The sequence below is a fragment of the Arthrobacter sp. Z1-15 genome, assembly GCF_054792395.1.
In genome coordinates, this window is sequence record NZ_CP096454.1 from 841,617 (window position 1) to 861,727 (window position 20,111).

The window sequence follows — 20,111 nt, forward strand, 5'->3', positions numbered from 1 at the left end:
CATGGGTCTGAGGCTGCTGATTAACGCAGCACGGTTTGCCGTCACGTTCATCGCGGCAACGGTTGCGGTGTTTTTCTTCATGCGCGCCGTGCCCGGTGATCCGGCGCAGATAGCCCTCGGCGTGAATGCGACACCGGAACTGCTGGCCGCAACCCGCAGGGAGTTCGGCACCGACCGTCCCCTGGTGGTGCAGTACTTCGACTGGGTGCTGGGGCTGCCCCGCGGCGATTTCGGCGTGAGCTACGTGACGCGGCAGGACATCAGCCCCCAGGTTCTGGACCGGGTCCAGGTGAGTCTGATCCTGGTTGGGCTGGCGATGCTGGCGGCCCTGCTGATCGCCATCCCCTTCGGCACGCTCATGGCGGTCCGCCACCGGCAGGTGAGCGGCGTCCTGCTCAGCGGCCTGAGCCAGGTGGGAGTGGCCATCCCGGGCTTCCTCGCCGGAATCATGCTCGTGGTGGTCTTTGCGGTGGGACTCGGGTGGTTTCCCGCCAACGGCTGGACGCCGCCCGGCGTTGACTTCGGCGACTTCCTGCGGCGGGTGTTCCTTCCCGTCCTGGCCCTCGCCTCGGTCCAGGGAGCCATCCTGACCCGGTATGTCCGTTCCGCTGTGCTGGAGATCATGAGCGAGGACTACCTCCGCACCGCCCGCGCCAAGGGCCTGGGCAAACTTGAAGCGCTGGTGAAACACGGACTGCGCAATGCTGCCATTCCGGTTCTCACCGTTGCCAGCGTCCAGCTTGCCGCGCTCATCGTCGGCGCCGTCGTCATTGAGCGGGTCTTTGTCATTCCGGGGCTGGGATCGATGCTCCTGGATGCCGTGGGCAACCGTGACCTGCTGACGGTTCAATCCGTAGTGATGGTGCTCGTGGCAATCACCCTGATCATCAACCTGGCGGTGGATGTCCTGTACACCGTCCTTGACCCGCGCATCCGAAAGAAGGCCTAGGACGTTGAGCGATATCCCACCCGTCCTGACCGGGACCGCCGGTTCTTCGATTCCCGCAGGCGCCCCCTCGAACCGCCGTTTTTCCGCCACGCTCATTGTGGGGTCGGTGCTGGTGGGACTGGTTGTGCTGGCAGCGCTCGTGTCCTTGTTCTGGACGCCGTACGATCCGGTGCGGGCCGTCCCCTCGGACCGGCTGCTCGGATCCAGCGCCGATCACCTCATGGGCACGGACCGCTACGGGCGGGACGTATTTTCGGGGATCCTCTACGGAGCGCGCATTACCCTGTTCGTGGGGCTGATCGCCGTCGGCATTGCACTGCTGGTCGGAACCCCGCTGGGCATCCTGGCCGGCATGCGCGGCGGCATCACCGAAGAAGTGACCATGCGGGGCACCGATATTCTGCTGGCGTTTCCGGCACTGCTGGTTGCCATCGTTTTCGGTGCTGTTTTCGGCGCCGGAACCGTGACGGCGATGGTCGCGATCGGTATCGGCTCAATCCCTGGGTTTGCCCGGGTGGCGCGCAGCGGCACCCTGCAGGTGATGAGCACTGAATACGTCCTTGCGGCGCGGGCATCGAGCCAGAGCGGGCTGCGCATCGCCCGCCGGCACGTGCTGCCGAACATCGCCGGGATGGTGGTGGTCCAGTGCTCCGTGACCTTTGCGCTGGCCGTGCTGGCCGAAGCTGCACTGTCCTTTTTGGGGCTGGGCACCCCGCCGCCCGTCCCGTCCTGGGGGCGCATGCTGCAGGAATCCCAGCAGTTCCTCGGCAGCCAGCCGACGCTGGCCATCTGGCCGGGAGCCGCGATTGCGGTGGCAGTCCTGGGATTCAACCTGCTGGGAGACGGCCTGCGGGACCGGTTCGATCCGAAGCTGAACGGAGGCCGGTAGCCCGTGTCCGAGACTTTGCTGCAGGTTGACGGCCTGACCGTTTCCACGAAGGACCGCGTCCTCGTGGACAACTTCTCCCTCTCCCTGGGCAGGGGGGAGCGGGTGGGGCTCATTGGTGAATCCGGGTCGGGCAAATCGATGACGGCAACCGCCCTGATGGGTCTGCTGCCCGAGGGCGTTCAAGCCCGCGGATCCGTCCGCCTCGCAGGGACGGACGGGAACCTGGTGGGTGCTCCCGACGGGCGGCTGCGCCGGATCCGCGGCAACGACATGACCATGGTGTTCCAGGAACCCCTCACCGCACTCAACCCCCTCATGAAGGTGGGGAAGCAGGTTGCCGAGGTGATGCTCAAGCACCGCACAGCCGCCACCTCCCGCGACGCCGCCGCCCGGGCAGTGGAGATGCTCGCATCGGTCCGGCTGCCCGATCCCGCCCGGACTGCCGCGGCCTATCCGCACCAGCTCTCCGGCGGGCAGCGCCAGCGCGTCATGCTGGCCATGGCGCTGGCCAACGATCCGGCGCTGCTGATCTGCGATGAACCCACCACGGCGCTGGACGTGACGGTGCAGCGCCAGGTGCTGGATTTGGTCCTGGAGTCGGTCCGGGAGCGCGGCACAGGCCTCCTGTTCATCACCCACGACCTGTCCGTCGTGGCGAACATCTGCGAACGCGTACTCGTGATGAACAACGGGCGGGTGGTGGAGGAAGGACCGGCCGACGACGTCTTCACCCGGCCGCAGCACCTGTACACAAAAGCACTGCTGGGCGCCTCGGACCTCGAGGCCAAGGACAGCCGGGGACGGCTCTTCACGGTCGCGTCGGCCGCAGAATATACACCGCCGAAACCGGGGACGACGCCGGTCGCCACGGTCAGCGCGCCGCCCGGTCCGGCGCCGTCGCCGGTCAGTGCGCGCGAATCCCGGTCGGCGCCTGCCTCGGCTGCCGAGCCTGTCGAGCCTGCCTCGCCGCCTGCTGAGCCGGAGTCCGGCGATCCGCTGATCAGCGTCAGGGACCTGGTGCGGACCTACCGCCGGGGCCGAAGCTCGCTGTTCGGCAGGCCCGCCGAGGTCCGGGCCCTGCGGGGAATTTCCTTTGACGTGGCGGCAGGCCAGCGCTTTGGCGTGGTGGGGGAGTCGGGATCGGGAAAGTCCACCCTGCTGCGGATCCTCGCAGGCCTTGACCAGCCGACGTCGGGCAGCGTGCGCGTGGCGGGAAATGAAGTGGCCGGCGCCCGTGAACGCCAGCTGCTGCAGCTGCGCCAACAGCTGCAGATTGTGTTCCAGGACCCGATGGGGTCGCTGGACCCAAGAATGCGGGTCAGGGATATCGTTGCCGAACCGCTGCTGCTTCCGGGAGAGCCTGCCAATGCCCGCAGGCACCGCGACCGGGTGGAGGAGATGCTCGAGGCCGTGGGACTCGGCCCGGACGCAGCCGACCGGTTTCCGCACCAGTTCTCCGGCGGTCAGCGCCAGCGCATTTCCATCGCCCGGGCCCTGATCTGCGAACCCCGGGTCCTTGTCGCGGATGAACCGGTGAGTGCCCTGGACGTCTCGGTCCGTGCCCAGGTGCTGAACCTGCTCTCCGACCTGGTGGACCGGTACCGGCTAACGCTGGTTTTCGTTTCCCATGACCTCGGCGTTGTGCGGCACATCTGCGACAACGTCGTTGTCATGAACCAGGGGCTCATCGTGGAAAGCGGCCGGACCGCGCAGATTTACGACAATCCCGTCCATGAGTACACCAAAACGCTGGTGCGGTCCTCCATGACCCTGAGAGGGGAACTGGCAGCACGGCAAGCACAGCACTGACCGCGCGTTCCTGACCCGCACAACGGAGGACCACGATGACAGAAACGGCACACGAACCGGGTTCCACGGGTACGGCCGGGGCGGAGCAGAATTCCCTTCATGCCCTTTCCGCAGCGGAGATGAGCCGGGCCTTCACGGCGGGAACACTGAGTCCGGAGGAGGTGGCGGAAGCGGTCATCGCCCGCGTGGAGGCCCGCGAACCGGAACTGAATGCCTTCTACCTCTTCGATCCCGACGACGTCCGTGCGCAGGCCCGCGCCAGTGATGCCCGCTGGCGGGCCGGTGCCCCGCTCAGCCGCTACGACGGAGTTCCATGCACCGTCAAAGAGAACATTGCGCGGACAGGGCTGCCCAAACCCTCGGGCACGGCGCTTCCCCGTCCGCCGGTGAGCGGGGCCAATGCGCCGGTCACCGACCGCCTCGTCGAGGCCGGCGTCGTCGTTCTCGGCTCCACCACCATGCCGGACTGGGGGATGCTGTCCTCCGGCGTCTCCAGCCGCCACGGCATTTCCCGCAGCGCGTGGAATCCGGCGTGGACCACCGGCGGCTCGAGCGCCGGTGCCGGCTCGGCGGCTGCAGCGGGTTACGGTCCGCTGCACATCGGCACCGACATCGGAGGATCCATCCGCCTGCCGGGAACCTGGCAGGGCCTGGCAACGCTGAAGCCCAGCGCGGGCCTGATTCCCCTTGACGCGCCGTACCCGGGCCGGGCCGCCGGCCCGCTTGCCAGGACCATCGAAGACGCAGCCGCGCTCATGAGCATTGTTGCCCGTCCCGATATCCGCGACTACTCCACCCGGCCCTATCCGGAGATGAACTGGGATCCCGCCCCCGCCGACGCGGCGCAGCTCAGAGTGGCCGTGCACCTCGAGGCGGGCTGCGGCGCACCCGTGGAACCCGAAGTGCTGGCGGCCGTGCAGCGCGTCGCGGATGTCTTCGCTGCCGCCGGCGCCGTTCCGGCGGTTCTTGATCCGTTTATGACTCAGGACCTGCTGGACGGACTCGACAGCTTCTGGCGCACCCGTTCATATGCCGACCTGCAGCTCCTTGCACCGGAGGAGCGGCCCCTGCTGCTGGAGTACATCACCCGCTGGTGCTCCCGCGCAGCCTCGTTCAGCGGCACCGACACAATCCGCCACTACAACTGCATGGACTCGATCCGGCAGCGCACCATCAGCGCAACCGCCGGGTTCGACGTCGTGATCTCACCGGTGGCGCCCATGGCTGCCTTCCCGGCGGAACAGCCCATGCCCGTGCCGGATCCGGACCGGACTATGGCCCACATCGGTTTCACCGTTCCGTACAACATGTCCGGCCAGCCCGCCGCCACGGTGAACTGCGGGTTCACAGCGGACGGACGGCCGATAGGCGTGCAGCTCTCCGGGCCGGTGGGAAGCGACGACAGGCTGCTCCGCGCCGCAGCCTGGTATGAAGCCAACCGGCCGGCGTCGGCCGTTCCGGACTGGGCGGACCTGCGCTAGGAAGCAGGCGGATCAAACCGGCCGTCGACGGCGGTCCAGCCGCCGTCGACGGTCAGCACTGATCCGGTGACGAAGCTGGAGGCATCGGACGCCAGATACACCACGGCGCCGGCCAGCTCTTCCGGACGGGACCAGCGGCCCAGCGCACTTTTGGCCGCGTAGGCGTCATACCAGGCCTGATTGTCTTTGATCTGGGCGGTCAGCGGTGTCTCGACCACGCCCGGGGCGATCACGTTCACCCGGACGCCGGCCGGGCCAAATTCCGCCGCCGCCGTTCGGGCGAGCTGGACCAGCCCCGCTTTCGTCGCCGCATACGCGCTCTGGCCCGGTTCCACCGTTGATGCACGGATGGAGGAGAAGCCGATGATGCTCCCGCCCCCGCCCGCCGCCATCCGGGGTCCGAAGGCACGGATCAGCGCGAAGGACGCCCGGAGGTTCAAATTGACCACGCGGTCGAATTCCTCCATGGTGTAGTCCTCGATGCGCTTGCGCACATTGGTGGCGGCGGTAAAGACCAGGGCATCAAGGTCCGAGTAACGCTCCGCTGCAGCCTGCACGGCGGCTGTATCCAGGACATCGAGCACCAGGGATTCGGCGGCGGGACCGATACGTCCGGCAGTGGCCGCCGAGGAGGCGGCATCCCGGTCGGCGCACACCACCTTTGCTCCGTGGGCGCCCAGGGCCAGGGCGGCTTCACGGCCGATACCGCTTCCGGCGCCCACCACCATCATCCGGCGGCCGGCAAGGTCAAAGAGATCAGCGTAATCCATGTCTCGGCTTCCGTAGGGCTTTCACTGGTCTGACCAGTTCGATGAAACGCTAGCTTCAGGAGCCGCGCCGGTCAACAGTTTTCTCAGGCGTCATGCCGGGAAACGCCATGAGTTTCTTCCCCGCGTGACGGGTTGGCCCGGTCGGGGAGCAAAGCTGGTTATACTTCCAACAGCTTCAAGAACTGCGGCCGCCAAGCTCCGACTTGGCCGCATACCAACCCCACGCTCGTTGGGTGGTTCGGATGAAGAAGCGGCCAGCACTCGCCCTCGGGCAACCGGTGCCGGCAAGAGCACGCCGAAAGGACCGGCGCACAGCGCCCTATTCTCATGACCATAGCCACAGCACCCCCACACGCCGCCCCGCCCGCCTCCGCGCAGCCCGCCCACGTCCTGCAGGCTGTTTCCCTGCAGGATTATGAGGAGGTGGTGACGGCGCGGGCCTCTTTCCTGGACTTTCTTCTTGCCGGGGCGGAGGACCGGGAGTGAACGGGCGCTCCGGACTGCTGCTGGACGTGCCGGTATTGGCAGAGATCCGCAGCGGGAATGCCAGCCCCGCGGTGGTCGGCTTTTTGAGGAACCGCAGCAGCCTGCGGATCTTCATCTCCGTCCTGGCCCTTGGGGAGCTGCCCCGGGCGGATGTCTCCTGGCTCCGGGAGCTGACCGGACGCTACGCCTGCCACATCCTGCCTGTTGACCATGAAACAGCGCTGGTTTCAGCAGGCCTGGACCACGACGCCGGCACGCTCACCGCCTTGATGGCCTCGACGGCGATCCGCCATGACCTGTGCGTGGTGACGGACCGGCCGCAGGATTACGTGGTGCTCGGGGCCAGCGCCGTGGACCCGTGGGATACCTCTGGCTGCCGGTAACACCGAGGGGTAGTATGCGCGCAACGTGAGAGAATGCATAGACCCCAGTGACCGCAACCACAGGTGATTGCGGCTGCCCAAATTCACAGCAGTAAGGATTTCTGGCTCATGGCCGACAATAGTTCTCTTCCCAAGCCACAGGTCGCGCATGCGGACCGGGTGGACGACGACGGCGGACGCCCCGCCAAATGGAAGGTCGTCGGCCCCGGGCTGGTGGTGGCCGCAACCGGCGTGGGAGCGGCAGACATGGTTGCCACTTTGGTGGCGGGCTCCAAGTACGGCTACGGGCTGCTCTGGGCAGTGATCCTCGGCGTGATCCTCAAGATCATCCTTGTCGAAGGTGCCGGCCGCTACACCCTGGCTACCGGGAAGACCATTTTTGAAGGATGGCGTTCACTCGGGAAGTGGACCACCTGGTACTTCGGTCCCTACATCATGATCTGGGGTTTCGTATACGGAGCCACGGCCATGTCTTCCGCGGCACTGCCGCTGGCGGCCCTGTTCCCGGGGATTCCGTTGTGGGCGTTTGCCATCTTCATGGGCCTGGCCGGGTTCGTCATGGTCTGGTTCGGCCGGTATGCGACCTTTGAGAAAATCACCGCCGCACTGGTCGGCATCATGTTCATTACCGTCGTGGGGCTGGCCGTCATCGCTGCCCCGAACCTGCCGGAGATGTTCGCCGGCCTGGTGCCGACCATTCCCGAGGGCGGCGTCGTCTACACCCTGGCGCTGGCCGGGGGCGTCGGCGGAACCATCACCCTCGCGGCCTACGGCTACTGGCTGCGGGAAAAGGGCTGGTACACGCCGAAGTGGATGAAGGTCATGCGCATCGACAACTCCATGGCGTACGTCATGACCGGCATCTTCGTAATCGCCATGCTGATCGTCGGCGCCGAAGTTGTCCGTTCGGCAGGCGTTTCCCTCAGCTCGGGCGACGAAGGGCTGCTGGATCTTTATGACGTCCTGAAGGCTGAATACGGCGACTTTGTCGGTACCGGCTTCCTGGTGGGTTTCTGGGCTGCGTCCTTCTCCTCCATCATCGGCGTCTGGAACGGAGTGTCCCTGATGTTCGCCGACTTCTGGGGTAACATGCGGGGCAAGGAATCCGGCCATCCGGACACCCGCATCGGCGGCAAGTACTTCAAGTTCTACGTTCTGTGGCTGACTTTCCCGCCGATGCTCCTGTTCATCCTCGGCAAGCCGATCGGCCTGATCCTGGCCTACGGTGTCCTCGGATCCCTCTTCATGCCGTTCCTGGCCATCACGCTGCTCGGCCTGCTCAACGGCACCCGGGTGCCCAAGGCCTGGGCAAACAAACTGCATACCAACATCGCGCTGGGAATCACGGCCCTGCTGTTCATCGTCCTTGGAATCCAGCAGCTCGTAGACGCCGTCGTCAAGGCGTTCTAAGCGCAGCTGAACATCCCGCCAAACTGCCCTGCTGCTTCCCAAAACAGCAGGGCAGTTTAGCGCAGCGGGTGCGCTTCCGCGAGGCCCCTGCAGGGGGCTAAAAAAAAGTCGTCACCGCCCATCTACGCCACGATTTCCCTCCGCTACGCTTGAAGGGCGGAGAAGAGGTTGCAGCATGGAAAGTTTCGCAACGGATGGCCCCAACCGGCTCATCTCAGGGCGTTACCGTCTCAACGAACCCATAGGCCACGGTGGCATGGCCACCGTCTACCGGGGCCAGGATGAAGCTCTCGGCCGTGACATCGCCGTAAAGCTCTTCCGGGCCAGCGCAGTCGCCCCAGACGACGTTGATCGCCAGGAAACCGAAATGCGGTTGCTGGCGTCCCTTTCCCATCCGGGCCTGGTGACACTTTTTGATGCCGGCAAGGACGACGCCGGCCGCGACGACGGCGAAGCCGGCGAACCCCGTGCCTTTTTGGTCATGGAACTCGTTGACGGACCGGACCTGCGCAAGCGGCTCCGGGACGTCGAGCGGCTGCCTCCGGCCGAGGCGGCCTACCTCGGCGCGGAGCTGGCCGGCGCACTGGCCTACATTCACGGACGGGGAGTCATCCACCGCGACGTGAAGCCGGCAAATATCCTGCTTCCGCCGGTCATAACAGGCACCCTGCCGAGGGCCAAGCTCACAGATTTCGGCATCGCGAGGATGCTCGACGGCGCCCGGATCACGGCCGCGAATGCCACGCTGGGCACCGCCAATTATCTGAGTCCGGAGCAGGCCAGCGCCCAGGACGTCGGGTTCTCCAGCGACATCTACTCGCTTGGCCTGGTGCTGCTGGAATCCGTTACCGGCCGCATTGAATTCGGCGGCAGTGCGGTCGAAGCAGCCATCGCCCGGCTGAGCCGCGACCCCGAGGTGCCGGATGAACTGGGCAACTACTGGTGCTCCCTGCTCAAATCCATGACCTCACGGGATCCGGACCAGCGGCCAACCGCAGCTGAGGTCTCGGCGGCGCTGCTTGACTACCGCTGGTCCTCCGGAGGGTCTCCGGAGTCGCTGCCTCTGTCTCAGGCGGACCGGGAAACCGGCGACGGGGACGACGGCGGTGTTGCCACCGCGGGCGGGATCAGGACGGCCGAGGCTCCCGGCACCACAGGCCGGCCGGAAGAGCTTCCGGAGCCCGAGCCTGTAAACCTCTCCCACCCTGATCCGGCCCCGGACAGCGGTCGCGTCCCGGCTCCGGAAAGCGGGCCTGTTCCGGCCCCGGACAGCGGGCCTGTTCCGGCCCCGGACAGCGGGCCCGTTCCGGCAGCGGATTGGCGTCCCGGTCCCGGTGCCCAGCCCCGGGACGTGCATCATTCCACCGGCTCGAAAGGCGTGTACCGGGCGGTGTCTCCGCCTCGGGTTCCGCCCCGGGTCGGGTCAGCCCGGAAACGGCCCGCAGGTTCGGCTGCGACGGTGCCGCAGCGCCCCTCGCGGCTGGCGCTGGCGGGGCGGAGCCTGCTGGCCATGGTCGCGATGGCCGTTCTGGTGACGTCCGTGATCCTGGTGGCTGACCGGCTGGGTGTTTTCCCGCCGGACCAGAGTTATCCGGCAGTTCCCGGTCAGCTCGGCGAGCATCTGGAAGAGCTGCAGGAAAGCGTCACTCCGTGAGGTGCCGGGGGCGCACCCTGCCGGTCATTCTGGGCACGGCGGTGGTTGTTGCGGCCCTGACCGGATGCGAGGTCCCCACCCTCGAACCCAAAGCTGCTGATGAGCTTCAGCAGCAGGTGTCCGAAATTTCCGAAGCGGCTGCGGCGGGGGAATATGAGGAATCCCTGACCGGGCTGGACGGCCTGTCCTCCCGGTTGGAGACGGCATTGCGGCTGGGAGAAGTTTCACGGAGCCGTGCGGACCGGATCAACGGGGCGATCGAGGCTGTGCGCCTGAGCCTGGAAACTGAAACTTCCCCGGCCGGGAGGGAAAACTAGCCCGGCGGCAGGGGAGCTGCTCCGGGGGAGCAGCGGAACCGGAGATACTGGAGCCATGACTTCACCGGATCCAGCTTTTGCCGTGCCCGCACCCGAGGACCGCTGCCCCTGCCTCAGCGGTGAAACCTATGCCGGCTGCTGCGGCAAGTACCACTCGGGGGTACAGACGGCGCCCACCGCCGAAGCGCTGATGCGCTCACGCTATTCGGCCTTCGCCGCCGGCAAGCGACAGTATTTGCTGGACACCTGGCATCCCTCCACCCGTCCGGCAGCCCTTGACCTGGACCCGCATCTGCAGTGGCGGCGGCTGGACATCATTGATACCGCCGCCGGCGGGCCGCTGGATGACCGCGGGACGGTCCGGTTCCGCGCCCACTACCGCGACGGCGCCGAGCGCGGAGTGCAGGAGGAAACCAGCCGCTTCGTCAGGACCGGAGGGAACTGGCTCTACCTCGACGGGGAATAGGCCCGGACCCTTACGGACCCTTCCACCCTGCTCCTAGGCTGGGAAAGGACCGACCCAACGGAGCTGAAGAGCGATGAGGACACCATGAAAGCACTCGTGTACGAAGGACCCGGACAGAAATCCTGGAAGGACGTTCCGGATCCGAAGATCCAGGAACCGCGGGACGCCATCGTCAAGATCGATACCACCACTATCTGCGGAACGGACCTGCACATTCTCAAGGGTGACGTCCCGGCGGTAACGCCCGGCAGGATCCTCGGCCACGAGGGCGTTGGCACCGTGACGGAGACCGGTTCCGGGGTGAACAATTTCAAAACCGGAGACAAAGTCATTCTTTCCTGCGTCTCGGCGGACGGATCCTGCAGCTTCTGCAAGGAAGGGTTGTATTCGCACTGCACGGGGGATGAGGGGCAGTCAGGCATCGGCTGGATCTTCGGCCACCTGATTGACGGCACCCAGGCCGAGTACATCCGCGTTCCGTATGCCGACACCTCCATGTACCGGCTGCCCGAAAGCGTCTCCCCGGAGCACGGCGTCCTGCTGAGCGACATTTTTCCCACGGGATTCGAAATCGGCGTGCAGTACGGGCAGGTGAAGCCCGGCGACGTCGTCGCCGTCATCGGTGCCGGGCCCGTGGGCCTGGCCGTGATCTCCACCGCGGGGCTGTACGGTGCAGCCAAGATCATCGCCGTGGATCTGGACTCGAACCGGGTGGAGCAGGCCCGCAAGTTCGGCGCCACCCACGGCGTGAACTCCGGGGATCAGGACTGGCGCGAGCAGATCATGGCCGAGACTGACGGCTGGGGCGTCGACGTGGCGGTGGAAGCCGTTGGTATTCCCGCCACCTTTGACATGTGCACCAGGATCGTCCGGCCCGGCGGCAACGTGGCCAACGTGGGCGTGCACGGCAAGCCTGTCAGCCTGGAGCTGGACCGGCTGTGGATCGAGAACATCGATATCAGCACCGGGCTGGTGAACACCAACACCACCTCGATGCTGCTGAAGCTGATTACGGAAGGAAAGCTTCCGGCCGAGGAATTCATCAGCCACCGCTATCCGCTTAATGACATCCTCGAGGCCTACGACACGTTCTCCCGCGCCGCGGAAACCGACGCGCTCAAGGTCATTTTGAACGCCTAGGGTCGTGGGAGCATGATGGGGACGGCGGGTATCCGCCGTCCCCATCGTCGCGAAAGAGGTCCCCATGTCCTCCGGCACCATGCTCGCAGGCCGTCTCAACGTCGAGACCAAAGAGTTTGCCCTCAAGGAAGTCCCCATCCCGGAGCCCGGTCCCGGCTTTGTCCGGGTCAAGGTGGAGGCCGCCGGCGTCTGCCTCTCCGATGTCCATCTGATCCAGGGCCTGCTGCAGCCGCAGTTTCTCCAGGGCAGCGAGGTCACGCTCGGCCACGAAGTGGCGGGCACGGTGGAGCTGCCGGGCCCGGGTGTCACGTCCGTCCAGGCCGGGGACCGGGTTGTCATCCAGGCAGGCTACGAGCTCAACGGCGCCACGCTCACCATGGGGGTGGATTACGACGGCGGCTGGGCCGAATACGTCGTCGTCCCGGCCGGTGTGCTGGTTCAGCTTGGCGACGGCATTCCCTTCGACCAGGCCTCGATCATCCCCGACGCGGTCTCCACTCCCTGGGGGGCCATTTCGTCCACCGCGGATATCCGTGCGGGAGAGTCGGTAGGCGTCTGGGGAATCGGCGGCCTCGGCGCCCACGGAGTGCAGCTGCTGCGCCTGGTCGGTGCCGCACCCATCATCGCCGTGGACCCCATCGCCGAGGCCCGCGCCCGTGCCCTGGAATTCGGAGCCGACTACGCCCTTGATCCCCTGGCGGAGGACTTCACCGACGCGATGAAGGCCGCCACGGCGGGCCGCGGCCTGGACGCGGCGCTGGACTTCGCCGGCGTCGATGCCGTCCGCGCCCAGGCCGTCAAAAGCCTGGGCCGGCGCGGCAGGCTGGTGCTGGTGGGGCTGAGCGGCACGCCGATCACCATCGCCGACAGCACCGGATTCTCCTACGCCCGCAAGCAGATCCTGGGCCATTACGGTTCCGAGGCCCACCATGTTCCGGAGCTGGTGAAGCTGGCCCGGCTGGGCCGGCTGGACTTCGCCAAGTCCGTTACTGCCCGGCTGCCGCTCAGGGAAGCCGTCCAGGCGGTCAAACAGCTCGATGCGAAGGAAGGCAATCCGATCCGGCTGGTCCTGATTCCATAGGTGCCCTCCGGGAGCAGTTACCTCCCGGCTGCCCGCACCGCCGGCCGCGTTAGGGCCCAGCCGTGCGGGCAGCCTTGGCCAGTGCTTCGCTGAGGCTGTCCGTATCCAGCGCAGTGACGTAGGACGGAGTGTCCGGCTGGAAGCGCCATCCTTCGGCGAGCGGACCGGCGTCCACCACGTCAAAGCCGAACTCGTGAATCAGCGCGGCCACCTGTTTTTTCGCCCCTGCACTGTCGCCGGCAATCGGCAGCGCCCGCCGCGACGGCGTACCGGGCGCCGAGCCCTGGCTGGCCAGATGTTCAAAGTGAATGGTGTTGAACGCCTTCACCACCTGCGAATCCGGCAGATGCGCCTGGAGGAGCTCGCTGGAGGTGGTGGATTCGTCGTCGAGCTCGGGAATCCTCCCGTCCCGCTGCGGATAGTAGTTCATGGTGTCGATGACCGTCTTGCCGGCCAGTTCCGCCGCCGGGACAGCCCGGAAGTTCTTCAGCGGAATGCTGACGACAACAACGTCGCCTGCCGCGGCAGCCTCGGCCGGGGTGGCGGCGCGGGCGCGGTCGCCCAATTCCAACAGCAGGGCCTGCAGGGTTTCCGGCCCGCGAGAGTTGCTCATCACCACGTCCATCCCGCGCCCGAGGGCCAGCCGTGCCAGCGCCGAGCCGATGTTTCCGCTGCCGATGAAGCCGATGGTCCGAATCCGGGAGGAGCCGGTCTGGCTGGTGCTTGTGGTTTCAGTCATGCGGGCTACAACACAGCACCTTTCCCGGATTATTCCGCTCCGGAGCTGAACACCGGATGCCTCCCGGCAGTGCCATTGCCGGGCTGGCCCCTGCCCACGCGCCCCGCCCCGGGTCTACGCTGGAATTACCGCAGGCTTCCCACCAGAGAGATGAAGCGGGTTTGGCGTGAATGAATTTGTTTCCCAGCGCTTCAACGACATTCTGTTTTCCAGTTGGCAGCACTTCAGCCTGGTGGCCCAGTGCCTGGTGGCCGCCGCCGTCCTGGCCGTCCTGGCCGCGGCGCTGACCTACCGCAGTCCGGTGCTGCGGTCGGCCGCCGACAGCATCAGCGCCATCGGCCTGACCATCCCGTCCTTCGCCCTGATCGGGCTGCTGATCGCGCCGCTGGGATTCGGCGTCCGCCCGGCCGTTGTCGTGGTGGGATTCTTTGCCCTGCTGCCGATCCTCCGCAACGCCATTGTCGGGCTGTCCGAGGTTCCGGCGAGTACCGTCGAAGCGGCCCGGGGCCTGGGCATGGGACGGATCCGCATCTTTTACCGGATTGAGCTTCCGCTGGCGTGGCCGGTGATCCTGGCGGGCATCCGCGTTTCCGGGCAGATGGTGATGGGGATAGCGGCCGTCGCGGCCTATGCCCTCGGCCCCGGACTCGGCGGCTTTATCTTCTCCGGCCTGTCCAGGCTGGGCGGCGCCAATGCCCTGGAATCGGTGGTGACCGGAGTCGTCGGCGTAGTGCTGCTCGCCCTCATCCTTGACCTGCTGCTCATTGGACTGGGCAGGATCACAATTCCGAGAGGTATCCGTGTCTGAAACGAATCCTTCCGCCTCCCGGCCCGCCTCCGAAGGCATCGTGCTCGAAAACGTCACCAAACGCTTTCCGGGGCAGGACCGCGCCGCCGTCAATGACCTGAACATGGAGATCCCTGCCGGTGACATGGTCATGCTTGTCGGTCCAAGCGGCTGCGGGAAAACAACCACCCTGAAAATGATCAACCGGCTGATCGAGCCCACCTCGGGACGGATACTGCTCGGCGGCAGCGATATTATCGGCGCCGACGCTGACGAACTGCGCCGGGGCATCGGGTACGTCATCCAAGCCGGCGGCCTGTTTCCGCACATGAGCGTGGCAGCGAACGTCGCCGTCGTTCCCTCGATGCTCGGCTGGGACAAGCAACGCACCTCGCGCCGGGTGGATGAGCTTCTGGAACTGGTGTCGCTGGATCCGGCCCGGTACCGGGACCGCTATCCGAAGGAACTCTCGGGAGGGCAGCAGCAGCGGGTGGGCGTGGCCCGGGCCCTGGCCGCCGATCCTCCGGTGCTGCTGATGGACGAGCCGTTCGGTGCCGTGGATCCAATCACGCGGGAGCGTCTGCAGGATGAGCTGATCAGCATTCACTCGAACCTGCAGAAGACCATTGTCTTCGTGACCCACGACTTCAACGAGGCAGTCAAGCTGGGGGACAGGATTGCTGTGTTTGCCGAAGGCGGGCAGCTGGTCCAGTACGATTCCCCGGACCGGATCCTCGCTGCTCCGGCCAATGACTTTGTTCGTCAGTTCATTGGATCCGACGCCGGGCTGAAGCAGCTGGGGCTGGCCCTCGTCAGCGCCGTTCCTGCGCTGCCGGTGGTCACTGGAACTGCCGGGGAAAGCCCGCGGGACGTGCTGGCACGGGCGCTGGAAGCCGGACAGGACCACGCGGCCGTCGTCGACGGCGACGGCCGGCCCCTGGCCTGGCTCCCGGTTGCGGAACTGGAAGGACTGCAGTCCCTGCCGGAGCACAGGGCAGCGGGCCTGCCGCTGGTAGGGCCGGACGACTCCCTGGCAGATGCGCTGAACACCATCCTGATTTCAGACGAGGGCCTCGCGCTGGTTACTGACGCACAGGGAAAACTCAACGGCGTCATTGACGCGCCCCTGACCCTGCAGTCCGTACGAGCCCGGCGCCCGGCAGCCGGCGGGGGAAGCACCGGCGCAACCGCTCCCCGCCGGATGCCCGAAGCTCCGGCGGGTTCCACGGAAGCAGGCCGGCCATGAGCAGCAGCCAGGCCGCCGGGCGCGTCCGTGCCTCTGCGCCCGCCCCTGCGCCGAGGGAAACGGCGTCGAAGGAAGCGGCCACAAAGGAGCGCCGGTACACCACTACGGCAGCCGGCGCCCCGGTCCGGGACAACTCCGCGCGCGGACTGATCTGGCAGCTCGCAGGGATAGCCGCTGCAGTGGCCCTGCTGCTGTTCTGGCTCTCGGCCGCCGAACTGTCGCAGACCGAACTGGCCACTCTGTCTCCCGAGACGCTCTGGGTCTACGTCATGGAACACCTGCGCCTGACACTGATTTCCGCCGTAATCGTCCTGGTTGTGGCCATTCCGCTGGGGATCCTGCTGACCCGCAAACCGCTGCGTTTCCTGACCGGCCCGGTGCTCGCCGTCGTCAATATCGGCCAGGCGGCTCCGGCGATCGGCCTGGTGGTCCTGCTGGCCTTTTGGCTGGGCTTCGGCTTTTGGACGGCGGTGGTGGCGCTGGTCCTGTATGCGCTGCTGCCGGTGCTGCGCAACACCATGGTGGGGCTGGACAGTGTGGATGCGCGGCTCGTGGAGGCCGGTCGGGGCATGGGCATGAGTGCATCGCGCGTACTGTTCCGGGTGGAGCTTCCCCTGGCGGTGCCGCTGATGCTGGCCGGCATCCGCACTGCCCTGGTGCTGCTGGTTGGAACCGGGGCGCTGGCCACCTTTATCAACGGCGGCGGACTCGGTGTGCTGATCACCACGGGGGTGAACCTTAACCTTCCCCGCGTGCTGGTCGCCGGCGCCGTGATGGTTGCCCTGCTGGCGCTGGTGGTGGACTGGGTGGGCCGGCTGGTGGAGCATGTGGCCCGCCCGAAAGGACTCTGATGCGGACGAGGACAGGGACCCGTATTCGGACAGGGACAGGGACTCGGATGCGGGCAGCGACAGGGACACGTATGCAGAACTCCGCGCTGCGCTCGCGAAGCGCCGCCGCGCTGGCCGCCGCGCTCGCCGTCGTCGTCCTGGTCCTGGCCGGGTGCGGACTGCAGCCCGCGGGATCCTATGTCCCGCCGGTGGCTACCGGCAGCATCGAGCGGATCGAGGGCCTGCCCGAGGACGCGTCGGTGACGGTGACCTCGAAGAACTTCACGGAACAGCTCATCCTGGGCAAGATGGCGGTCCTCGCGTCCAAAGCGGCGGGATTCCAGGTCACGGACCTGAGCAACGTCCCCGGCAGCCTGCCGGCCAGGGAACTGCTGCGCAGCGGGCAGGCGGACGTGATGTGGGAATACACCGGCACTGCCTGGCTGACCTATCTGGGCAACGAGCTGGGAATTCCGGACCAGCAGGAGCAGTGGCAGGCGGTCTATGACGCAGACCAGGCCAACGGGCTGACCTGGGGAGCGCCGGCGGAGCTGAACAACACCTATGCCATGGCCATGAGCCGGGACCGCGCCGAGGAACTGGGAGTGAGCAGCATTTCGGACCTGGCAAACCTTCCGGCGGAGGAACTCACCTTTTGCGTGGATGCCGAGTTTAATTCCCGGCAGGACGGGTTCAACCCGATGCTTGCGCTCTACGGACTGAACCGCGGCACTGTAGTGCCGGAACAGAATGTCGGAATCTATGACACGGGTGCCATTTACGGAGCAGTGGACCAGGGCGAATGCACCGTAGGGGAGGTCTTCGCCACCGACGGCCGGATCGACGCCCTGGATCTGCTGGTACTGGAGGATGACCGCAACTACTTTCCCGCCTACAACGCAGCGCCCGTGATTTATACGGAGACCCTGCAGAAGTATCCGGAACTGGAGGCGGTGCTGGAGCAGGTGGCGGCAAAGCTCGACGACGAAACCATGCGCTCGCTGAACCTCAAGGTGGATGTGCAGGGGGAGGAACCGGAGCAGGTGGCCTTTGACTGGATGGTGGAAGAGGGCCTGGTTCGTCCCGCGGAGTAGAGCACCCCGATCTGACGTGGGACGTTCCTTTACAGACCTTCGGCAAGTGGGGTTGGATGGGGGCACGCCCGCCCACTAACCCGGAGGACTACCCTTGACGACGCCGAGTACGACAGACGCAGGTTCAGAGACCACCCGTGAAACTGCCCCGGGCATGCTTGCCCCGGCTGAAGACCGCAGGGTCCTCATGCGCAAACGGATCGGCCTGGCGCTCGGCGTCGTTGCCGCCGTCGTTGTCTATTTGGTGATGCCCCAGGACGTCGCCCAGCCGGCCCGGGCAACTGCAGCCATCGCCGTGCTGATGGCGGCGTGGTGGATGACGGAGGCAATTCCGCTGGCAGCGACCGCTCTGCTTCCGCTTGTGCTCTTCCCGGCGCTGAACGTCTCCACTATCAAGGAGACTGCCCCGCCCTATGCCGACCCCATCATTTTCCTGTTCATGGGCGGGTTCTTCCTGGCTCTGGCACTGCAGCGCTGGAACCTGCACCGCCGCATAGCCCTGGCCACCGTGCTTCTGGTCGGGACAAAACCGAGGCAGCTGATCGCCGGTTTCATGATCGCGACCGGGTTCCTCAGCATGTGGGTCTCCAACACGGCAACAGCGGTGATGATGCTGCCGATCGGCATTTCGGTGCTGACCCTGGTGGCAAACCTGGACAAGGAGAAGAAGGCGCCGAAGAACTTCAGCATCGCACTGATGCTGGGCATCGCGTACTCGGCTTCCATTGGATCGCTGGGCACGATTATCGGGACGCCGCCCAATGCCCTGATGGTTGGCTACATGGCGGAGACGCATGATGTGAACATCGGTTTCGGCGAATGGATGCTGGTTGGGGTTCCGCTGGCCGTCATCTTCATGGCGATCGCCTGGTACCTGCTGACCTGTGTGATTTTCAAGCCCGAGATCAGCGAGATTCCCGGCGGCAGGGAGATGATTCAGCGCGAGTACAAGCTGCTCGGCAGGATGTCGGCGGGCGAAAAGCAGGTCCTGGCGATCTTCGTCCTCGCCGCCGCGTCGTGGATTACCGTGCCGCTGCTGTGGCCTGATTCCAATTTCGCGGACGCCGTGATTGCCATGGGCGTGGCCGTGCTTCTGTTCGTGGTTCCCGCCAACATCAGGAAAGGCGTGCCGCTGCTGGACTGGTCCAGCGCCAAGGAGCTGCCGTGGGACATCCTGATCCTCTTCGGAGGCGGGCTCGCCCTCTCCTCGCGCTTTACCGCCAGCGGACTGAGCGAGTGGATCGGCACGCAGGTCTCCGGACTCGAAGCGCTTCCGCTGATCCTCATCGTGGCAGCCGTTGCCGCCCTTGTACTGGGACTGACGGAGCTAACCAGCAACACGGCGACGGCGGCCACCTTCCTGCCGCTGATCGGCGGCGTTGCACTGGGGCTCGGCGTAGACCCGATGCTGTTGGTCATCCCGGTGGCCATTGCCGCAACCTGCGCGTTCATGCTTCCCGTGGCGACACCGCCCAACGCCATCGCCTTCTCTTCGGGGCACGTGGAAATTGTCCACATGGTCAAGGCAGGGGTCTGGCTCAATCTCATTGCCTTGGTACTGACCACCCTGGTGACCTTTACCCTGGCAGTCTGGGTATTCGGGATCGTGTATTAGTCCGGCCGCGAGGCCGCAAAGAAGTCCCTGATCTCGGCCAGCACTTCCCCCGGAGCTTCTTCGGGGAGATAGTGCCCGGCGTCCACGGCCCTGCCGGTCACGCCGGGCACTGCCTTTTCCCAAAGTCCCAGGGCATCGAACTGCGTGTGCACGACGCCGTGACGCCCCCAGAGCACGCGCAGCGGGACATCCAGGGTGAGACCGGCGGCGCGGTCCGCCCGGTCGTGCTCCAGATCGATGGTGGCGGCGGCCCGGTAGTCCTCGCACATGGCATGGACGGCACCGGGGGAGGAGAGCGCCTCGGCATAGGCGTCCAGCACCGGAGCGGGAAACGGTGCCAGCCCTGCGTAGCGGGTGCCCATGATGTTCTCGATGTAGCCCCGCGTATTGGCTTCAATCAGGGCCTCCGGCATCGGTTCCGGCTGGATCAGGAAAAACCAGTGGAAATAGGCTTCGGCAAAAGCCCGGTCGGTGGCGGCGTACATGTCCAGGGTGGGGGCTATGTCCAGAAACATTGCCCGGGACACCAGACCGGGGTGGTCGGCCAGCATCCGGTGCCCCACCCGTGCTCCCCGGTCATGGGCGCAGAGCACAAAGCTGCTGAAACCCCGCTCGGCACCGAAATGCTCCATCAGCCGGACGGCGTCCTTCGCCATCTCCCGCTTGCTGTAGGTGGAGTGGTCGGGGTCGCCCGCCGGTTTGGAAGAGCCTCCGTATCCGCGCAGGTCCGGGGCCACCACAGTGAAGTCTTCCGCGAGGGAATCGGCAATGCGGTGCCACATCAGGTGGGTCTCCGGATGCCCGTGCAGAAGCAGCAGGGGCGGCTTGGCTCCGGAAGCGTCGGAGCGGGAGATGCGGCCGGTCACCGTGATTCCGTTCGCCTCCACCGCGAAGGAGTCGTAGAGCTCAAACCCGGGCAGGTCCTCGGTCATGGTGCTTCCTTTCATAGCAGGGCGGGCTTGGCC

Annotated in this window: 20 protein-coding genes and 1 riboswitch; of the genes, 17 read left to right on the forward strand and 3 right to left on the reverse strand. The window is 66.2% G+C overall.

The genetic code is table 11. The features are described 5' to 3' along the window. Window position 1: 1 nt before the first annotated feature. The 4 genes from M1D40_RS03910 to M1D40_RS03925 are packed head-to-tail and all read left to right on the forward strand — an operon-like array spanning window position 2 to window position 5,128. Window positions 2-949, forward strand: a complete 948-nt coding sequence (locus M1D40_RS03910) for an ABC transporter permease (RefSeq protein WP_341394161.1) — start codon at window positions 2-4, stop codon at window positions 947-949. A 4-nt stretch (window positions 950-953) separates the two neighbouring features. Beyond that, window positions 954-1,838 (forward strand): ABC transporter permease, encoded by an 885-nt coding sequence (locus M1D40_RS03915; RefSeq protein WP_461170285.1) that lies wholly within the window; start codon window positions 954-956, stop codon window positions 1,836-1,838. A 3-nt stretch (window positions 1,839-1,841) separates the two neighbouring features. Then, window positions 1,842-3,647, forward strand: a complete 1,806-nt coding sequence (locus M1D40_RS03920; protein ID WP_461170286.1) for a dipeptide ABC transporter ATP-binding protein — start codon at window positions 1,842-1,844, stop codon at window positions 3,645-3,647. A gap of 35 nt (window positions 3,648-3,682) precedes the next feature. Next, window positions 3,683-5,128 (forward strand): amidase, encoded by a 1,446-nt coding sequence (locus M1D40_RS03925; protein WP_461170287.1) that lies wholly within the window; start codon window positions 3,683-3,685, stop codon window positions 5,126-5,128. On the opposite strand, the gene M1D40_RS03930 is transcribed toward M1D40_RS03925, so the two are convergent. Then, a complete protein-coding gene (locus M1D40_RS03930) occupies window positions 5,125-5,898 on the reverse strand; it encodes an SDR family NAD(P)-dependent oxidoreductase (RefSeq protein WP_341394158.1) in 774 nt (257 codons plus the stop codon). The genes M1D40_RS03925 and M1D40_RS03930 overlap by 4 nt on opposite strands. A gap of 173 nt (window positions 5,899-6,071) precedes the next feature. After that, window positions 6,072-6,195: riboswitch (SAM riboswitch) on the forward strand. A 30-nt stretch (window positions 6,196-6,225) separates the two neighbouring features. Here M1D40_RS03930 and M1D40_RS03935 point away from each other — a divergent pair. From M1D40_RS03935 to M1D40_RS03970, 8 genes are all read left to right on the forward strand, one after another. Next, the gene (locus M1D40_RS03935) at window positions 6,226-6,384 is read left to right on the forward strand and encodes a hypothetical protein (protein ID WP_461170288.1); all 159 of its coding nucleotides are present in this window, start codon (window positions 6,226-6,228) and stop codon (window positions 6,382-6,384) included. Further along, window positions 6,381-6,767, forward strand: coding sequence for a PIN domain-containing protein (locus tag M1D40_RS03940; RefSeq protein WP_461170289.1), 387 nt, complete (start codon window positions 6,381-6,383; stop codon window positions 6,765-6,767). The genes M1D40_RS03935 and M1D40_RS03940 overlap by 4 nt, the downstream gene beginning before the upstream one ends. Before the next feature lie 108 nt (window positions 6,768-6,875). After that, the gene (locus M1D40_RS03945; protein WP_341394155.1) at window positions 6,876-8,177 is read left to right on the forward strand and encodes an Nramp family divalent metal transporter; all 1,302 of its coding nucleotides are present in this window, start codon (window positions 6,876-6,878) and stop codon (window positions 8,175-8,177) included. A gap of 256 nt (window positions 8,178-8,433) precedes the next feature. Further along, window positions 8,434-9,831, forward strand: coding sequence for a serine/threonine-protein kinase (locus M1D40_RS03950; RefSeq protein ID WP_461170290.1), 1,398 nt, complete (start codon window positions 8,434-8,436; stop codon window positions 9,829-9,831). After that, window positions 9,828-10,148, forward strand: a complete 321-nt coding sequence (locus tag M1D40_RS03955) for a hypothetical protein (protein ID WP_461170291.1) — start codon at window positions 9,828-9,830, stop codon at window positions 10,146-10,148. The genes M1D40_RS03950 and M1D40_RS03955 overlap by 4 nt, the downstream gene beginning before the upstream one ends. Before the next feature lie 55 nt (window positions 10,149-10,203). After that, entirely contained in the window at window positions 10,204-10,614 is a 411-nt protein-coding gene (locus M1D40_RS03960; RefSeq protein ID WP_341394152.1) for a YchJ family protein, read from the forward strand. A gap of 84 nt (window positions 10,615-10,698) precedes the next feature. After that, window positions 10,699-11,754 (forward strand): zinc-dependent alcohol dehydrogenase family protein, encoded by a 1,056-nt coding sequence (locus M1D40_RS03965; RefSeq protein ID WP_341394151.1) that lies wholly within the window; start codon window positions 10,699-10,701, stop codon window positions 11,752-11,754. 64 nt (window positions 11,755-11,818) lie between these two features. After that, window positions 11,819-12,835, forward strand: coding sequence for a zinc-binding dehydrogenase (locus M1D40_RS03970; RefSeq protein WP_461170292.1), 1,017 nt, complete (start codon window positions 11,819-11,821; stop codon window positions 12,833-12,835). A 49-nt stretch (window positions 12,836-12,884) separates the two neighbouring features. Here M1D40_RS03970 and M1D40_RS03975 read toward each other — a convergent pair whose 3' ends face one another. Further along, a complete protein-coding gene (locus tag M1D40_RS03975) occupies window positions 12,885-13,574 on the reverse strand; it encodes an NADPH-dependent F420 reductase (RefSeq protein ID WP_461170293.1) in 690 nt (229 codons plus the stop codon). 166 nt (window positions 13,575-13,740) lie between these two features. On the opposite strand from M1D40_RS03975, the gene M1D40_RS03980 reads away from it, so the two are divergent. The 5 genes from M1D40_RS03980 to M1D40_RS04000 all read left to right on the forward strand — a co-directional run bounded on the left by M1D40_RS03980 (window position 13,741) and on the right by M1D40_RS04000 (window position 19,146). Beyond that, on the forward strand, window positions 13,741-14,382 hold the full coding sequence (locus tag M1D40_RS03980) for an ABC transporter permease (protein WP_341394148.1): 642 nt from the start codon (window positions 13,741-13,743) through the stop codon (window positions 14,380-14,382). After that, the gene (locus M1D40_RS03985) at window positions 14,375-15,607 is read left to right on the forward strand and encodes an ATP-binding cassette domain-containing protein (protein ID WP_461170294.1); all 1,233 of its coding nucleotides are present in this window, start codon (window positions 14,375-14,377) and stop codon (window positions 15,605-15,607) included. Before M1D40_RS03980 ends, M1D40_RS03985 begins: the two co-directional genes overlap by 8 nt. After that, window positions 15,604-16,458, forward strand: coding sequence for an ABC transporter permease (locus M1D40_RS03990; RefSeq protein WP_341394146.1), 855 nt, complete (start codon window positions 15,604-15,606; stop codon window positions 16,456-16,458). Before M1D40_RS03985 ends, M1D40_RS03990 begins: the two co-directional genes overlap by 4 nt. 71 nt (window positions 16,459-16,529) lie before the next feature. After that, the gene (locus M1D40_RS03995) at window positions 16,530-17,531 is read left to right on the forward strand and encodes a glycine betaine ABC transporter substrate-binding protein (protein WP_341394145.1); all 1,002 of its coding nucleotides are present in this window, start codon (window positions 16,530-16,532) and stop codon (window positions 17,529-17,531) included. Window positions 17,532-17,685: 154 nt separating this feature from the next. Continuing rightward, window positions 17,686-19,146 (forward strand): SLC13 family permease, encoded by a 1,461-nt coding sequence (locus tag M1D40_RS04000; RefSeq protein ID WP_461170997.1) that lies wholly within the window; start codon window positions 17,686-17,688, stop codon window positions 19,144-19,146. On the opposite strand, the gene M1D40_RS04005 is transcribed toward M1D40_RS04000, so the two are convergent. Next, window positions 19,143-20,078, reverse strand: coding sequence for an alpha/beta fold hydrolase (locus M1D40_RS04005; RefSeq protein ID WP_461170295.1), 936 nt, complete (start codon window positions 20,076-20,078; stop codon window positions 19,143-19,145). The two genes, M1D40_RS04000 and M1D40_RS04005, sit on opposite strands and share 4 nt — an antisense overlap. Window positions 20,079-20,111 lie beyond the last annotated feature (33 nt).

Excerpts from the sequence above, each read along its gene's own strand:
- M1D40_RS03910 (WP_341394161.1), top strand. The coding sequence starts at position 2 with ATGGGTCTGAGGCTGCTGATTAACGCAGCACGGTTTGCCGTCACGTTC.
- M1D40_RS03925 (WP_461170287.1), top strand. The coding sequence starts at position 3,683 with ATGACAGAAACGGCACACGAACCGGGTTCCACGGGTACGGCCGGGGCG.
- M1D40_RS03930 (WP_341394158.1), bottom strand. The coding sequence starts at position 5,898 with ATGGATTACGCTGATCTCTTTGACCTTGCCGGCCGCCGGATGATGGTG.
- M1D40_RS03935 (WP_461170288.1), top strand. The coding sequence starts at position 6,226 with ATGACCATAGCCACAGCACCCCCACACGCCGCCCCGCCCGCCTCCGCG.
- M1D40_RS03945 (WP_341394155.1), top strand. The coding sequence starts at position 6,876 with ATGGCCGACAATAGTTCTCTTCCCAAGCCACAGGTCGCGCATGCGGAC.
- M1D40_RS03950 (WP_461170290.1), top strand. The coding sequence starts at position 8,434 with ATGGCCACCGTCTACCGGGGCCAGGATGAAGCTCTCGGCCGTGACATC.
- M1D40_RS03960 (WP_341394152.1), top strand. The coding sequence starts at position 10,204 with ATGACTTCACCGGATCCAGCTTTTGCCGTGCCCGCACCCGAGGACCGC.
- M1D40_RS03965 (WP_341394151.1), top strand. The coding sequence starts at position 10,699 with ATGAAAGCACTCGTGTACGAAGGACCCGGACAGAAATCCTGGAAGGAC.
- M1D40_RS03970 (WP_461170292.1), top strand. The coding sequence starts at position 11,819 with ATGTCCTCCGGCACCATGCTCGCAGGCCGTCTCAACGTCGAGACCAAA.
- M1D40_RS03975 (WP_461170293.1), bottom strand. The coding sequence starts at position 13,574 with ATGACTGAAACCACAAGCACCAGCCAGACCGGCTCCTCCCGGATTCGG.
- M1D40_RS03990 (WP_341394146.1), top strand. The coding sequence starts at position 15,604 with ATGAGCAGCAGCCAGGCCGCCGGGCGCGTCCGTGCCTCTGCGCCCGCC.
- M1D40_RS03995 (WP_341394145.1), top strand. The coding sequence starts at position 16,530 with ATGCAGAACTCCGCGCTGCGCTCGCGAAGCGCCGCCGCGCTGGCCGCC.
- M1D40_RS04000 (WP_461170997.1), top strand. The coding sequence starts at position 17,686 with ATGCTTGCCCCGGCTGAAGACCGCAGGGTCCTCATGCGCAAACGGATC.
- M1D40_RS04005 (WP_461170295.1), bottom strand. The coding sequence starts at position 20,078 with ATGACCGAGGACCTGCCCGGGTTTGAGCTCTACGACTCCTTCGCGGTG.